This is a genomic window from Pseudomonas sp. Irchel s3a10 (assembly GCF_900187525.1).
Taxonomy (GTDB): domain Bacteria; phylum Pseudomonadota; class Gammaproteobacteria; order Pseudomonadales; family Pseudomonadaceae; genus Aquipseudomonas; species Aquipseudomonas koreensis_G.
On sequence record NZ_FYDR01000005.1, the window covers coordinates 417,790 to 432,673 of the forward strand.

Consider the following 14,884-nt stretch of genomic DNA (forward strand, 5'->3'; position numbering starts at 1 on the left):
CAAACCGCCAATCGTCTGATAGACGTCAGTCCCAAGGACTTCATACACTGCCGGCAGTCTGGGGAGCGGGGGGCAATGGATGAATCGAAATGAACTACGAAAGGCCGACATCAACCTGATGGTGGTGTTCGAGACCTTGATGCTCGAACGCAACGTGACCCGGGCGGCGGAGAAGCTGTTTCTCGGCCAGCCGACCATCAGCTCGGCACTCAATCGCTTGCGCGCGATGTTCAATGATCCGCTGTTCATCCGCGTCGGCCATCGCATGGAGCCGACTGCCCGGGCCGAAGAACTGTTCAAGTACCTGTCGCCAGCGCTCGACTCGCTGTCGGTGGCCCTGAGTCTGACTCACGATTTCGATCCGGCCGTGAGCAACATGACGTTCCGTATCGGCCTGTCCGATGACGTCGAATTCGGCCTGCTGCCACCGTTGCTGCGGGCGCTCCGTCAGGAGGCACCGAGCGTGGTGTTCGTGGTGCAGCACGTCGACTACTGGCGCATCCCCGATCTGCTGGCCGCCGGCGACATCACCGTCGGCATCAGCCAGACCCGAGGTTTGCCAGCCAATGCCAAGCGCAAACTGTTGCGGCATATCCAGCCAAGCATCCTGCGCGCCGATGCCTCGGATTCGCCGCTGACCCTCGACGAATACTGTTCACGCCCGCACGTACTGGTGTCGCACACGGCCAACATCAGCGGCTATGCCGATGAGTGGCTGGCGGAAATCGGCCGTACCCGGCATGTGGTGTTGTCGGTGCCGCAATACAGTGCGCTGCCGGCATTGCTGGCCGGTACCGACCTGATCGCCAGCCTGCCGGACTACACCGCCGAAGCGATGGCTGCCTCCGGGCTGCTGTTCAAGGAACCGTTCCCGTTCAAGACGCCGATGCTGGATCTGTCGATGGTCTGGCTCAGCCACGTCGACAGCGATCCGGCCGAGCGCTGGCTGCGTTCGCGGCTTGAAGCGTTCATGAGTGAACGGCCGCTGACCGCGCCCTGAATCCCACCACAAATCTCCCCTGTGAGAGCAAGCCTGCTCGCGAAAGCGCAGTGTCAGACAACATTGATGTGACTGACACACCCTCATCGCGAGCAGGCAAAAACCCGCACGGGAGTAGGGCGGTGCTGTGGTATATGTACGACCTTTCTGCCGACTGACTGGAGCATCCCCATGCCACACCTGCACATGGAATACACCGCCAACTTGCCGCAGTTGAACGCTGATGTGGCGTTGATCCGCCTCAACAACGCCCTGGTGGGTTCCGGTCAGTTCGCCGCCGAGTTCGATATCAAGAGCCGGGCGGTGAAGGTCGAGACCTTCAAGGTCGGTACCGGTATGGGTGAGCGCGCTTTCGTCCATGTGAAGCTGGCGCTGCTCAGCGGTCGTTCGCCGCAGATCAAGAAGCAGCTCTCGGATAGCTTGCTGGCGGTGTTGCAGGATTTGTGCGAGTGGCCGGCCGGGGTCGAAGTGCAGCTTTGCGTGGAGTTGCTCGATATCGACCGCGACTCCTACACCAAGACCGCCATCGGCGTGTAGGACTCAGGCCGCTTCCAGCTCACTGCACACTTTGATCACCTGCTCGCGCAGCCAGACATTGGCGCTGTCCTGATCGGCGTTCTGGCTCCATTGCATGTCGAGGGTGAACCCCGGCAGGCCGTTCGGCGCCTCGCAGTGATTGAACACCGCGTCGTTGGTCAGCAGGCGCTGGATGCGCCGGGGCAGGGTGAGGATGAAGTCGGTGCCGGTGATCATCTTCAATGCCGCGCTGTAGCTGTTGGAGCGCGCGACGATCTGTCGTTTCTGCGCCTGACGCGCCAGCCAGCCATCGACCATGTTGGTGGTGGAAGTCCACGGTGTCGGGAACACATGGCGCCGTTCGGTGAAGGCCTGCAGGCTCAGGCGCGGTTCCAGCGGCGTGGCGCGTTTGTCAAAGACACAGACCAGATCGTCCTCCAGCAGCATTCGCGATTTCAGGTCGGTGTGGCTGCGGTGGAAGTTGGGGCCGAAGCAGATCACCAGATCGAGGCTGCCGTCGCGCAGTTCGTCGGCGGGCACGTCGGTCTCGAACTTGTGCATGTTGACCACCACCGGCAAATCGTCGAAGTCGAAACGCTTCAACAGGCGCGGCAACACCAGTTGCTCAAAGTATTCCGGGGCGCAGATATTGAAGGTCACCGCTTGCCGGGTCGGATCGAAGGCCGGGGCGCCGGCGTGGCACAGGTTGATGCTTTCGAGGATCTTCTGCACATGGCCGTACATGGTGCCGGCCTTGTAGGTGGGACGCATGCCCGTGCGGGTGTTGATGAACAACTCGTCTTCGAAACTGGTGCGCAATTTTTTCAGGCAATAGCTGACAGTGGACTGGCTGACGCACAGCGTCTCCGAGACATCCGTGACGCTGCTTTGCTCATACACGGCGATAAACACCATGAGATCCTGCATGTCGAGCTTTCGAAGCAAGTTACTGTTCAGCATCCGTTCCGTCCCGCTGTGCTCCTTGCGCTGAATCCGCGCAAACGTGTGCGCATGATCGTAGCGGAACGATGGTGCCAGGACAAAGCCCTGTAGGACGTTTCAGTGTCAGTTGTGGGACAGAAAGTTTTAGGAACACGACGCCGTTAAATAAACCGGCAAAAGATGGCAACAGGCCTCTAGCCCGGTAACGGCATTCAGCTTCAACGGATGTGTCGGGCGTAGTGCCGAGGGTCAAAGCGCAGCACTATCAGCAACATCACCACCATTACCGCAGTCAGCGACCACCAGGCCCATTCGAAGCTGCCGAGACGGTCGCGGATCATTCCGGCCAGCAGCGGTGAAAGCCCGGCGATCAGGTAGCCGATGCCTTGCACGAACGCGGTCAGGCTGCCGGCGCGCTGCGGGTTGTCGTGGTGATCGAGCGAGACGATCAGGCTCATCGGGAAGAGTCCGCCAATCCCCAGCCCCAGCAGGCATGGCCATATCAGGCTGAGGTATTGCGGGCTGAGGATCAGTCCGCAGAAGCCGCCGATGATCAACAGCAGCAACGCTGCGAGGACGGTACGGCGATCACGGCTGCGATTGGCGATGGCCGGCGTCACCAGCCCGGATATCACCTCCATGGCGGTCAGAAAGCCCAGCAGCAGACCGGCGTGCTGTTCGCTCCAGCCCTGTTCCACGTAGTACGGCGCCAGCCAGGCGAGCACGCAGGTGTAGGACGCCGTGCCGAGGCCGAAGAAGAGGGCGAGCAACCAGGCACGGGAATTACGCGTGAAGGACTCTTTTCCTACAGGCGTGTTGTGGATGGATGATGGGGTCGACTGTGTCCACCAGACCAGCAACGCGAGCACGGCCAGTCCTGCCCAGATCGCCAGCCCGGTGCGCCAACTGCCGGTCTGCCCCATTACCAGCGGCGAGAATGAGGCGGCCAGCGCGGCGCCGCCCATGATCGACGTGACATACAGGCCCATGCACAGCGCCACATTGTCAGGGAAACGGGACTTGATCAGTGCCGGCATCAACGCCTGAATCAAGGCGATACCCATCCCGGCCAGCACCGCGCTGCCAATCAATTGCGGTGCCGAACCGAGCCACAGCCGCGATAGCGTCGCCAGCCCGATAATCAGCAACGACAGAATCACCGTGCGCTGCTCGCCCAGGCGTCGGCTGATGCCTATGCCGAAAAACATCGCCAGCCCCATCGCCATCACCGGCAGCATGGTCAGCAGCGAGGCCGCGCTGAAACTCAGCGGGATATCGCCACGAATCGCCGACAACAATGGCCCGACGGCGGCCATGGACGGGCGCAGATTGAGCGCGACGAGGATGATGCCCAGCATCAGCCAGACAGCGGGGCGGGTGGTGGCGCGGACGTGTTCCATCGGCAGACTCTGGATTGCGGAGGCTGTCGATTAGGCGGCGCGCAGCACTTATCGGCAAATCAGATTTCCCCAGTACTATTTAAAAACTAAATAACACTCCCCTGTGTAGGAGCTGCCGAAGGCTGCGATCTTTTGACGTTGGTTTTTAAAAACAAGATCAAAAGATCGCAGCCTTCGGCAGCTCCTGCACGGGGAGGTTCGGATCCCTCGTGCTGAGCACGCCGTAAGACTATTCTTTCTCTCTGGTAGGACATTTCGTTACAGCTCTGGCCCAGCGCAGGCGCGTAAAACGCCGGCGGCGATATATACTGCGCGCCATTCTTCAAGGGAGAGCCGTGTGGCTATCGATATTCACTGGATTCGCGACAACGAAAGCCTCGCGCAGTTTTGCGCCGAGTGGCAGCAACTGCCGTTCGTTGCCCTCGACACCGAATTCATGCGGGTCGACACCTTCTACCCGATTGCCGGTTTGCTGCAGGTCGGCGACGGCAAACGCGCCTATCTGATCGATCCGCTGACCATCGACGCCTGGCAACCGCTGGCGGCGTTGCTGGAAAACCCGGCGGTGTTGAAAGTCCTGCACGCCTGCAGCGAAGACCTCGAAGTGCTGCTGCGCCTGACCGGCAGCCTGCCGGCGCCGTTGTTCGACACGCAACTGGCGGCGGCCTACCTGAACCTCGGGTTCTCGATGGGCTATTCGCGGCTGGTGCAGGAAGTACTCGGTATCGAGTTGCCGAAGGGCGAAACCCGTTCCGACTGGTTGCAGCGTCCACTTTCCGACACACAAATCAGCTACGCCGCTGAAGACGCGGTGCATCTGGCGGAAGTTTTCGTACAGCTGCGGCCGAAGCTGTCCGACGACAAGTTCGCCTGGGTGCTGGAGGACGGCGCCGAACTGGTCGCCAACCTGCGCCGCGAGACCGATCCGTACGAGGTCTATCGCGAAGCCAAACTGGCGTGGAAACTGTCCCGTGCGCAACTGGCGGTGCTGCGTGAACTGTGCGCCTGGCGCGAAAAAGAAGCGCGTGCCCGTGATCTGCCGCGCAACCGCATTGTCCGTGAGCACTCGCTGTGGCCGCTGGCCCGCACGCAACCGGACAACCTCGCCGCGCTGGGCAAGATCGAAGACATGCACCCGCGTACCGTGCGTCAGGACGGCCAATTTCTGCTTGATCTGATCAAGCGCTCTGGCAGTGTGGGGCCTGATCAGTGGCCGCCGGCGGTGCCGGAACCATTGCCGGTCGAAGCGGCGGCGCTGATCAAGCAACTGCGCGCCCTCGGCCAGGTCGAAGCCGAACGCCTGGGCATCGCCCCGGAACTGATGCTGCGCAAGAAAACCCTCGAAGCGCTGGTCAAAAGCGGCTTCCCCGAGGGCCCATATCAATTGCCTGAGTCGCTGCGTGGCTGGCGCCGCGAACTCATGGGCCAGAAGCTGCTCGACAGCCTGGCCACCGCCGGAGAACAGCCTTGAAACGTATTTGCTCCATTTACCAAAGCTCCAAGCGAAGCGGAATGTACCTTTATGTGCTCAAGAGCGATGCTCTGGAGCGTGTGCCGGAACCCCTGATGCTGGCGTTCGGCAAGCCGAAACATTCCTTCGATCTGGTGCTGTCGCCTGAGCGCAAGCTGGCCAGCGAGGACATCACCGTGGTCCTGGAAAACCTCGACAAGCAGGGCTATCACCTGCAGATGCCACCGGCCGAGGACGAGTACATCGAACACCTGCCCGAAGAATTGCTGCGACGCAACGACCCGGTCTGATCTGCGAGGCCCTGTTCTGGGCCTCTTGCCACCCTGGAACTGTTTTTACGGCGACGACCGCCACGAAGGAGCGCGACTCCTTCGACGGTTGCCTGCACGGTTTGCGAAAGGTTTGAAAATGCGCGTTCTGATTGCTGAACACGACCACGCGGTGTACGCCCGGCTGCTGCGTCAGGCGGCCCCGGAACTTGAAGTACTGACCAGTGGCGACTCCGCCGAACTGGCCCGTCAGGCGGCCGATTGCCCGGTGTGGCTGGGGCAGCCGGATCTGCTGGCGACGCTGTTGCGTCAGGGCCATCAGCCGCAATGGCTGCAATCGACCTGGGCCGGCATCACGCCGCTGCTCGCCGACGGCTTGCGCCGCGATTACCGCCTGACCCGCGCGGTGGGGATCTTCGGTCAGGTGATGGCCGAATACGTGCTGACCTATATGCTCGGGCACGAGCGGGAAGTGCTGGCGCGGCTGGTCAGCCAGGTCGAGCGCAAGTGGGACAACCGCACCGGCCAGAGTCTGGTCGGGCGCAAGGTGTTGATCGTCGGCACCGGCGATATCGGCCAGAGCGTGGCGCAGTTTCTGTTGCCGTTCGGTGTCGAGCTGTACGGCATCGCCAGCAGCGCGCGCGAGCAGGCGCCGTTCATCGAAGTCGGCTCGATGGCGGATCTGCCACGGCTGGTGGGCGCGGTCGATTACGTGGTCAACCTGCTGCCGAATACCGCGCAAACCCACGACATTTATGACGCGGCGCTGTTCAAGCAATTCAAGCCGACCGGGTTGTTCATCAACGTCGGACGCGGCGTGGCGGTGGTCGACGCGGATCTGGTGGAAGCCTTGAAGGAAGGGCATCTGGCTGGTGCGGTGATCGACGTTTGCCGTCAGGAGCCGTTGCCGCAACGCCATCCGTTCTGGACTGCCTGGGGCCTGCTGCTGACCGGACACAGCTCGGCACCGACGTCGCCGGCGTTGATGGTGCAGTTGTTCGTCGAAAACCTGAAGGCGTATCAGGCGGGAGAAGCATTGCGCGGGGAAGTGGATTTCAGTCGCGGATATTAAATCCACCGCAATACCTGTAGGAGTGAGCCTGCTCGCGATGAGGGGGTGTCAGTCGACATTGATGTTGTCTGACACTACGCCATCGCGAGCAGGCTCACTCCTACAGTGGTTTTTGCATGGTGGCTTAGAGGGTGAAGTTGCCTTCTGCAGCCAGCTCGCTCAGCGGGCGACGCGGGCTCGGCATTTCACGAGCCTGCAGGTATTCGGCCAGGGTCGCCTTGTCACCCAGCTTGCCGATAGCGACCGCCGCATGCAGCGCATAACCTTCAGTAATATTCAGCTCCTTGCGGGTCAGCTCCTGATCGAAACCGGCCATGCCGTGGGTGTGCCAGCCGCTGATGCTTGCTTGCAGCGCCAGGTGGCCCCAGGCCGAACCGGTGTCGAAGGTGTGCCACAGCGCCGGGGACTCTTCGCTGGCACCGGGTGCGGTGAAGGTGGTTTTCGAAATCACGATCACCAGTGCCGAAGCGTGTTGCGCCCAACTGCGGTTGAATTCATTGAGCAGACCCAGGAAACGCTCCCAGTTCGGCGTGTCGCGACGCGCATAGAGGAAGCGCCACGGTTGCGAGTTGTAGGCCGACGGCGCCCAGCGTGCGGCTTCGAAAAAGCTCAGCAGGGTTTCTTCCGGGATCGTTTCGCCGGTGAAGGCGCGGGGCGACCAGCGGTCGGTGAACTGCGGGTGAATGGCGTAATCGGCGACGCGAGGGTTGGCACTCATCGAAAGATTCCTTGCTGTGTTTGAGTCATGAATTCGTGGCAAAACCCTACTGGGCGGCGATTCGGCTGACAAGCGGGATTTACCGACAGTCGCTAGCGCTTGGCCCGCAAGGCCTTGGGCACTAGACTGGCGGCCTTTTCACCACCTGATGTTGATGCTTGAGCCATGGCCGCCAAAGTCGAACCGTTCTGGAAACGCAAAACCCTCGAGCAACTGGATCACGAGGAATGGGAATCGCTGTGCGACGGCTGCGGTCTGTGCTGCCTGCAGAAACTCGAAGATGAAGAAGACAACAGCGTCTATTACACGCGTATCGCCTGCAAACTGCTGGACCTGAAAACCTGCCAGTGCAGCGATTACCCGAATCGCATCAAGTTTGTCCCGGACTGCATCCAGCTCACCCCGGGCCAGGCCGAAGAGTTCAAATGGTTGCCGCCGACCTGCGGTTATCGTCTGGTCAGCGAAGGCAAGGATCTGCCGTTGTGGCACCACCTGGTGTGCGGCGATCGTGACGCCGTGCACCACGAACGGATTTCCCAGTCCGGGCGCATGCTCGCCGAAGGCAGCGTGCCGGAGGACGACTGGGAAGATCATCTGATTTTCCGCGCTGGTTAAGCACCAAGGGTTCCAGGATTCAACAAGGAGTGTGTATGGCTGGGGGATTGCTGCGGGCATCGCTGATCGGCCTGCTGGCGCTAAGCGCACCAGTGTGGGCAGCAAAGAAAGTCGATCTGGATTACCACGTACGCCTGTTGCCGCAAAGCGATCAGGCCGAAGTTCGCCTGACCCTGGCCAAAGGCGAAGCGGTGCGCAGTCTTGACTTCGACCTCGGCGACGGCAGCCACTACAGCGACTTCAAGGCCGACGGCCAATGGCAACTGATCCCGGGCAAACAGACCCGGGGTCTCTGGCGCCCGACCGGCGACAAGCCCAGCCTGACTTATCGCGTCAGTATCAGCCACGGCCGCAAGGGCGGCACCTTCGACACGCGCATGACCCCGACCTGGGCGCTGCTGCGCGGTGATGATCTGGTGCCGCCGGCCAAGCTCGATCAGCAGGATGGCGTCGAGCTGGTGTCGCGTCTGCAATTTGAACTGCCCAATGGCTGGCAAAGCGTTGAAACCGCCTGGCCGCGCATCGGCAAGAATAAATTCCGCATCGACAACCCTTCACGCCTGTTCGACCGCCCGACCGGCTGGATGCTCGCCGGTCACCTTGGCAGCCGTCGCACGCGCCTGGGTGAAACGGAAGTCACCGTGGCCTCACCGCAAGGGCAGGGCATGCGTCGCATGGATGTGCTGACCTTGCTGACGTTCGTCTGGCCGCAGGTGCAAGCGGTCTATCCCCGGCATCCGAAGAAACTGCTGATCGTCGGCGCCAACGACCCGATGTGGCGCGGCAGCCTCGGTGCGCATGAGTCAATTTACCTGAATACGCGTTTGCCGCTGGTCAGCGAGAGCGGCAGCAGTGCGCTGGTGCGTGAGCTGGCACAGGTGTTCGGGCGGATCAACGACGAGCAGCGCAGTGACTGGATCAGCGAAGGCTTTGCCGAGTACTACGCGATCGAATTGGTGCGGCGTGCCGGAGGCATGAGCGATGAGCGCTATCAGGCGTTGCAGGCGAAGTTGATCAAGGACAGTCAGAAAGTCACGACCCTGCGCGGCGAGAAGATCAACCAGGCGCAGCTTGCAAAAGCGGTGCTGATGCTGCAGGAACTGGATCGCGAGATTCGTCTGAAGACGCGTAACAAACGTTCGCTGGATGATGTGTTGCGCGGGGCGATGCATCTGGGGACGGTGAGTACCAAGGAGTTTGTGCAACTGGCCGAGAGTGTTCTGGGCGAGTCTTCCAAAGTCCTCGATAGCGCATTGTTGCAGTAAAGATCAAAAGATCGCAGCCTGCGGCAGCTCCTACAGGGGAAATGTAATCCACATGTAGGAGCTGCCGCAGGCTGCGATCTTTTGCTTTTAAACCCCGGCCTTCGGCGACTTCACCGAATCATTGCCAGTCACCGTCGCCGTGCTGGTCGCCGCCTCGGCATTGGCCTTGAGCTGGCTCAGCTCTTCCCCGGCGCGCTCGATCTTCGCCCGCACGTTGTTCATGTCCTGACGGCTTTTCTCCAGCAGGCTTTTCACCGAGCTGTGCCCGGTGATGCCACGGGCCATCGCCACGCCGCCAATCGCCACCTGAATCAGACCGAACACGCCGCCACGGCGCAGGCCCTTGCCGACCATGATCACGCCACCGGCCAGCGAGCCGATGCGCTCCCAGCCCTGGACGTTCTGTTCGGTCGGGCTCTGGAACGGGGTGGAATCGATACGTTGGACGCGTTTGAGTTCGCTCATGATCTGTCTCCCAGGCAATGTGCAATAGATAGATAAGCTGACTGCCGCAGCGGCCGGCTCGTTCCATCGGATGTGCGACGTTTCAGCGGAATTTCGGCCCGGAGCGGGTATTCAGGCCCTTGGCCATGCGGTCATAGAGTACGACGTTGACCGTCGCCGCCAGATTCATGCAACCGGTGGTCGGGATGTACACGACGTCTTCGCACCAGTCGCGGATCTCTTTATCCAGCGAACCGTCTTCCGGGCCGAAGATGTACAGCGCGCGATCCGGATGGGTGTATTCCGGCAGCGGGCGGGCGCCCTCGACCAGTTCCACGGCGACCGGGACGCAGTTGAGCGGGAGGATCTTTTTCAGGTCGTCGATGCCGATCAGCGGGATGTCGTAGTGCACGCGCTTGGTGTCGGTGACGAAATCGGCGGCGCGTTCATAACGCTTGCCGGTGTAGAACACCGACGCCACGCCGTAACAGCCTGCGGCGCGCATCACCGAACCGACATTCTCCGGTGACTTGGGGTTGTACAAACCAATGCAGCTGTAACGTTTGTCTGCCACGAGCGGGGTGCCTTCGGGAAAAAGAGGGCGATTATACGGGGATTGGGCAGTTGTGGTCAGATCACGGATTACCGGTGTCTGATCGACCGCCTTCGCGAGCAAGCTCGCTCCCACAGTGGTTTTGTGTATGACACCGATCCAGTGTGGGAGCGAGCTTGCTCGCGAAGGGGCCAGTCGGGCCAATGAAGAACTTTAATCTTCTTTTTTCATCAGCCCGGCGAGGGCGGCAAACGGGTTATGCGTTGCCTTGGCGATTTTCGGTGTGCTCAGCGAGCCGTCGCCGAAGTATTGCTGGTCGGTGTAGCGCGAGTGTTCGTTGTCGTGGCAGTACAGGCACAACAGCTCCCAGTTCGAGCCGTCCTGCGGGTTGTTGTCGTGGTTGTGGTCGCGGTGGTGCACGGTCAGTTCGCTCAGGCGCTTGCCGGAGAACTCACGGGCGCAGCGGCCGCAGACGTGCGGGTACATTTTCAGGGCCTTGTCACGGTAGCCCATTTCCTTGTCGCGCTGGTTGTCGGCAAGGATGCGATCTAGCTTCGACGTGTTGGTCGGGGTGGACGAACTCATGGGTTCACCTTTGTAAAAAGACTAATGACGGTTATGTGCAGAGTTTAGCTCAGCCCTTGAGCTTCTCGGCAATCCAGATCGTGTGGCGGGTGCCCTTGTTGCCGTGGGCGAAGACCTGGACTTCTTCGGCCTTGAACCCGGCCTTCTTCAATTTGTCGGAAAACTGCCGGTCAGCGCTGGCCGACCATACCGCCAGCACGCCCTTGGGCCGCAGGGCCTTGGCGCAGGCGTTCAGACCGGCGGCCGAGTACAGCCAGCTGTTGGCCTTCTGCGTCAAACCTTCAGGGCCGTTGTCGACGTCGAGCATGATCGCATCGAAACCATTTGGCTCGCTTTGCAGGACCTTGGCCACGTCGTCCTGACGGATCACCGTGCGTGGATCGAGCAAGGGTCGCCCGGACTTTTCACCGAGCGGCCCGCGGTTCCATTCGACCACGCCGGGCACCAGTTCGGCGACCACCACTTCGGCACCCTTGCCCAGATGTTTGAGCGCCGAGGCGAGGGTGAACCCCATGCCCAGACCGCCAATCAAGACTCGCGAATTCGGTCGGCCGGCGACCTTGCGGCAAGGGATCTCGGCCAACGCATCCTCCGAGCCGTGCATGCGCGTGTTCATCAATTGCCCGCCGTCGCCGCCCTGGATCTTGATGACGAAATCCTCGCCATACTCGAACAGGCACAGGGCACCGCCGTTGTCAGGGATCGGCGTGGTGTCGAGCAGAACGAAACGTTTCATGGAAATCTCTACAAAGGGGAAGGCAAGCCGGCCCGTTGGGAGTAGCCTGAGCGCAGACTAGAGGCCAAACGGAGCCCTTGATGAAGCGCACCATTCTAACGGTCATTGCCCTGGCCGCGCTCTCGATTACTGCAGTGCAGGCGCAGCAGACCATTCCGGTCAGCCCGACGCCGCAACCCGGCTCGCCGGGAACCGCCACGCCGACGCCGTATCCGCAAATCACCCCGATCAGCGCACCGAAGGCCGGTGCCGGCAGTGGCAGCCCGCCGCTGGTGCCGATCGAAATGCCCAGCCCGCCGAGCAAGGATCAACCGGTACCGGGCATCGAACCGAGCGGCACCAAGGCCAAATCACCGGGCGGTTAAACCTGTTGCGCCGCCAGTTGGCCGTCGGCCATGCGCAGGCGTTTGGAGAGGGACACGGCGAGGGCGCGGATGATCTTGGCGGCGATCTTTGGCGCGTCGTTGAGCATCTTTTCCAGCGAGTCCTTGCCCAGGTTGAGCAGTTGACAGTTGCTCGCCGCGATGCAGGTCGCCGAACGGCGTTCGCCATCGAGCACGGCCATTTCCCCGAACGCCCGACCGCTGCGCAGGATGGCCATGGTGATGACCTGGCCGTCGGGGCCAGTCTTCTGCACCGCGACCTGGCCGGTGTGAAGGATGCACATGAAACTGCCGGCATCGCCTTCACGGAAGATCGCTTCGCCCTCAGCCACGGTGCTGATGCTGAAGTAGCCAGAGGCCGCGGCAAAGTCCGCCAGTTGCAATTGATCGAACAGGCCACAGTCCATCAGCCAGTCGCGAATTTCGTTGTTCAGCAGGGTGGGTTCTGACATGTCATTGCGGTCTTTATTGTTTTCACGGTTTTCAGGCACTACACGGCCCCTTGTAGGAGTGAGCCTGCTCGCGATAGCGGTCTGTCATTCACATCACCGGTGACTGATACACCGCTATCGCGAGCAGGCTCACTCCTACAGGGAACTGTGGTGTATCGGCCCCTTAGGTCTGGAGTTAAGACCCGAGTGACCGACGGAGTTCCTCAGGCCAGGCCCAGAACCTTGAACACAAATGCATATTCGAGCGCTACGTCACGTAATCCCTGATAACGCCCGCTCATTCCACCATGCCCGGCGCCGAGTTCGGTCTTGAGTAGCAGCAAGTTGTCGTCGGTCTTGGTCGCACGCAGTTTCGCCACCCACTTGGCCGCTTCCCAGTACTGCACGCGGCTGTCGTTATAGCCGGCGATGACCAGGGTTGCCGGATAATTCTGCGCAGTGACGTTTTCGTACGGCGCGTACGCCTTGATCCGCTCGTAGACCTCCGGCTCTTCCGGGTTGCCCCACTCGTCGTATTCGGTGACGGTCAGCGGCAAGTCCGGGTCGAGCATGGTGTTGAGCACGTCGACGAACGGCACCTCGGCAATCGCCACACCGAACAGATCCGGACGCTGATTGAGCACCGCACCAATCAACAAGCCGCCAGCACTGCCGCCGCTGATCGCCAGTTTCTCGGCGGTGGTGATGCCGTTGAGGATCAGAAATTCGGCGCAGGCAATGAAGTCGCTGAAGGTGTTGTGCTTGTGTTCCTGCTTGCCGGCGCGATACCAGGCTTCGCCCAGCTCACCGCCGCCACGCACGTGGGCGATGGCAAAGGCCATGCCGCGATCCAGCAGGCTCAGGCGGGCATGGGAGAACCACGGGTCGAGGCTGGAGCCGTAAGCGCCATAACCATACAGATACAGCGGCACCGGTTTGCCGACCATCTCGCGTTTCATCACCAGACTGATCGGCACCTGTGTGCCGTCCGGCGCGGTGGCCCACAGCCGTTGGCTGACGTAGGCGTCGGCGTCGAACGGGCCGAGCACCGGGGTTTCCTTCAGCACGGTTTGCTCGCCGCTGGCCAGCAGCAACTGGCGCACCTGCGCCGGACGATTCAGCGCCTCGTAACGCAAACGGATTCGGTCGCTCTCGAACTCCAGGCTGTTCTGCACATAGAGGCTGTAGGCCGCGTCCGGCAATTGCACGCGATACGGCGTCTGGCCTTGCGGGTGAACTTCGATGATCGGCAAACCGCCTTCGCGCAGGCTCAGGGTCATGGCCGCGGTGTTCAGCGTCACGCCGTCGAGCATTACCGTGTCGCTGTGCGGGATCAGGTTCTGCCAGTCGGCCTCGCTCGGCACCACACCGGTGTCCGGCGCCTGATACAGGGCGAAGTTGATGCCGTCACGGTTGGTGCGGATGAACCAGGTCCACACGCCATCCAGCGCGCCGTGGTCGACATCGTATTCGTGATCCTCGACCCTTGGCGCCATGCAAGTGAAGGGCAGGTGCGGCTGATGCGCGTCCAGTGCCCAGACTTCGCTGGTGGTCTTGCTGCCCAGAGTCAGCAGCAATTGCTGCTCGGAACTGGAGCGATAGCAATGCAGGAAGAAACGCCCGTCCGGCTCGTGGAACACCTCTTCGGCGGCGGTGCCATCGAGGCGATAGCGCAACAGTTTGTGCGGGCGATGGGTGTCGTCGAGCACGCCGAAGAACAGGGTCAGGCTGTCGTTGGCCCAGGTCATGCTGCCGTCGCAGTCCTGGAATTCCAGTTCGCTGACCTTGTCATTGGCCAGTTCCTTGACGAACAGCGTGTAGATCTCGTCGCCCGAGGCGTCGACGCTGTAGGCCAGACGCTGGTGATCCGGGCTGATGCTGAACGCGCCGAGCGAGAAGAAGCCGCCATTGGCCAGCGCGTTCGGGTCGAGCAGCAGTTGCTCACGGCTTTCGTCGAGGGTCAGGCTGTCGTCGGCCGGACGCGGGCAACGGTAATGGCGGGCGTATTCGTCACCCGCCGTGGTGCGCGTGTAATACAGGTACGGGCCCCATGGCGAGGGCAGGGACAGGTCGGTTTCGAGGATCCGGCCCTTGATCTCTTCGAACAGGCTTTCGCGCAGGCCGGCCTGATCGGCGGTCTGTGCTTCCTGATAGGCGTTTTCAGCCTTGAGGTAGTCGAGCACCGCGTCGGTGTCGCGTTCCTGCAACCAGGCATACGGGTCGGCACCGGCTGCCTTGCGGGCGATCGGGGCACTGATGACGTGGGCGGATTCGGGCATGGAAGGCTCTCGGACATTTACGGAATAAGGGTTTTCGCAGCTCTTGAAACCATCGCACTCCCCTGTGGGAGCGGGCTTGCTCGCGAAGGCGTTCTGTCAGTAAAGACTTATTTGGCTGACACACCGCTTTCGCGAGCAAGCTCGCTCCCACAGGGTTTGCTGTTGGCCGTCTGGCATTGGGACAAGCCTGGCGGGCGAAAAGTCG

At 61.5% G+C, this 14,884-nt stretch carries 17 protein-coding genes; 8 read left to right on the top strand and 9 right to left on the bottom strand.

Annotated features, from left to right (window positions below; translation table 11 throughout):
* Positions 1–79 precede the first annotated feature (79 nt).
* On the top strand, positions 80–1,000 hold the full coding sequence (locus CKW11_RS17800; RefSeq protein WP_027614510.1) for a LysR substrate-binding domain-containing protein: 921 nt from the start codon (positions 80–82) through the stop codon (positions 998–1,000).
* A 171-nt stretch (positions 1,001–1,171) separates the two neighbouring features.
* Positions 1,172–1,537 carry a 5-carboxymethyl-2-hydroxymuconate Delta-isomerase gene (locus CKW11_RS17805; protein ID WP_095138550.1) on the top strand — a complete coding sequence of 122 codons (366 nt, stop codon included), beginning with the start codon at positions 1,172–1,174 and terminating at the stop codon, positions 1,535–1,537.
* A gap of 3 nt (positions 1,538–1,540) precedes the next feature.
* On the opposite strand, the gene CKW11_RS17810 is transcribed toward CKW11_RS17805, so the two are convergent.
* Positions 1,541–2,476 carry a LysR family transcriptional regulator gene (locus CKW11_RS17810; protein WP_027614513.1) on the bottom strand — a complete coding sequence of 312 codons (936 nt, stop codon included), beginning with the start codon at positions 2,474–2,476 and terminating at the stop codon, positions 1,541–1,543.
* A gap of 200 nt (positions 2,477–2,676) precedes the next feature.
* On the bottom strand, positions 2,677–3,858 hold the full coding sequence (locus tag CKW11_RS17815; protein WP_095138551.1) for a cyanate transporter: 1,182 nt from the start codon (positions 3,856–3,858) through the stop codon (positions 2,677–2,679).
* A gap of 337 nt (positions 3,859–4,195) precedes the next feature.
* Here CKW11_RS17815 and rnd point away from each other — a divergent pair, with 337 nt between their 5' ends.
* The 3 genes from rnd to CKW11_RS17830 all read left to right on the top strand — a co-directional run bounded on the left by rnd (position 4,196) and on the right by CKW11_RS17830 (position 6,670).
* On the top strand, positions 4,196–5,329 hold the full coding sequence (rnd, locus tag CKW11_RS17820) for a ribonuclease D (RefSeq protein ID WP_027614515.1): 1,134 nt from the start codon (positions 4,196–4,198) through the stop codon (positions 5,327–5,329).
* On the top strand, positions 5,326–5,619 hold the full coding sequence (locus CKW11_RS17825; protein WP_095138552.1) for a YcgL domain-containing protein: 294 nt from the start codon (positions 5,326–5,328) through the stop codon (positions 5,617–5,619). Before rnd ends, CKW11_RS17825 begins: the two co-directional genes overlap by 4 nt.
* A 118-nt stretch (positions 5,620–5,737) precedes the next feature.
* Positions 5,738–6,670, top strand: a complete 933-nt coding sequence (locus tag CKW11_RS17830; protein ID WP_095138553.1) for a D-2-hydroxyacid dehydrogenase — start codon at positions 5,738–5,740, stop codon at positions 6,668–6,670.
* Positions 6,671–6,794: 124 nt separating this feature from the next.
* On the opposite strand, the gene CKW11_RS17835 is transcribed toward CKW11_RS17830, so the two are convergent.
* Complete coding sequence (locus CKW11_RS17835) at positions 6,795–7,388, bottom strand: nitroreductase family protein (protein WP_095138554.1); 594 nt, start codon at positions 7,386–7,388, stop codon at positions 6,795–6,797.
* 165 nt (positions 7,389–7,553) lie between these two features.
* Between CKW11_RS17835 and CKW11_RS17840 the strand changes: the two genes are divergently transcribed.
* Positions 7,554–8,003: a YcgN family cysteine cluster protein gene (locus CKW11_RS17840; RefSeq protein ID WP_027614519.1), complete on the top strand. Its 450-nt coding sequence runs from the start codon at positions 7,554–7,556 to the stop codon at positions 8,001–8,003.
* 35 nt (positions 8,004–8,038) lie between these two features.
* A complete protein-coding gene (locus CKW11_RS17845; RefSeq protein WP_095138555.1) occupies positions 8,039–9,268 on the top strand; it encodes a hypothetical protein in 1,230 nt (409 codons plus the stop codon).
* Between the two features lie 87 nt (positions 9,269–9,355).
* Here CKW11_RS17845 and CKW11_RS17850 read toward each other — a convergent pair whose 3' ends face one another.
* The 4 genes from CKW11_RS17850 to CKW11_RS17865 form a co-directional block, all read right to left on the bottom strand.
* Positions 9,356–9,733 carry a DUF2892 domain-containing protein gene (locus CKW11_RS17850; protein WP_095138556.1) on the bottom strand — a complete coding sequence of 126 codons (378 nt, stop codon included), beginning with the start codon at positions 9,731–9,733 and terminating at the stop codon, positions 9,356–9,358.
* An 82-nt stretch (positions 9,734–9,815) separates the two neighbouring features.
* On the bottom strand, positions 9,816–10,286 hold the full coding sequence (locus CKW11_RS17855) for an RNA methyltransferase (RefSeq protein WP_007911337.1): 471 nt from the start codon (positions 10,284–10,286) through the stop codon (positions 9,816–9,818).
* A gap of 192 nt (positions 10,287–10,478) precedes the next feature.
* Positions 10,479–10,850, bottom strand: coding sequence for a YajD family HNH nuclease (locus tag CKW11_RS17860; protein ID WP_003222612.1), 372 nt, complete (start codon positions 10,848–10,850; stop codon positions 10,479–10,481).
* Between the two features lie 49 nt (positions 10,851–10,899).
* Positions 10,900–11,586: a spermidine synthase gene (locus CKW11_RS17865; RefSeq protein WP_003222615.1), complete on the bottom strand. Its 687-nt coding sequence runs from the start codon at positions 11,584–11,586 to the stop codon at positions 10,900–10,902.
* An 80-nt stretch (positions 11,587–11,666) separates the two neighbouring features.
* Between CKW11_RS17865 and CKW11_RS17870 the strand changes: the two genes are divergently transcribed.
* Positions 11,667–11,951: a hypothetical protein gene (locus tag CKW11_RS17870; RefSeq protein WP_095138557.1), complete on the top strand. Its 285-nt coding sequence runs from the start codon at positions 11,667–11,669 to the stop codon at positions 11,949–11,951.
* On the opposite strand, the gene CKW11_RS17875 is transcribed toward CKW11_RS17870, so the two are convergent.
* Both CKW11_RS17875 and CKW11_RS17880 read right to left on the bottom strand, forming a co-directional pair.
* A complete protein-coding gene (locus tag CKW11_RS17875) occupies positions 11,948–12,421 on the bottom strand; it encodes a Crp/Fnr family transcriptional regulator (protein ID WP_095138623.1) in 474 nt (157 codons plus the stop codon). The genes CKW11_RS17870 and CKW11_RS17875 overlap by 4 nt on opposite strands.
* Before the next feature lie 203 nt (positions 12,422–12,624).
* Positions 12,625–14,679: a S9 family peptidase gene (locus CKW11_RS17880; protein WP_095138558.1), complete on the bottom strand. Its 2,055-nt coding sequence runs from the start codon at positions 14,677–14,679 to the stop codon at positions 12,625–12,627.
* Positions 14,680–14,884: the final 205 nt, after the last annotated feature.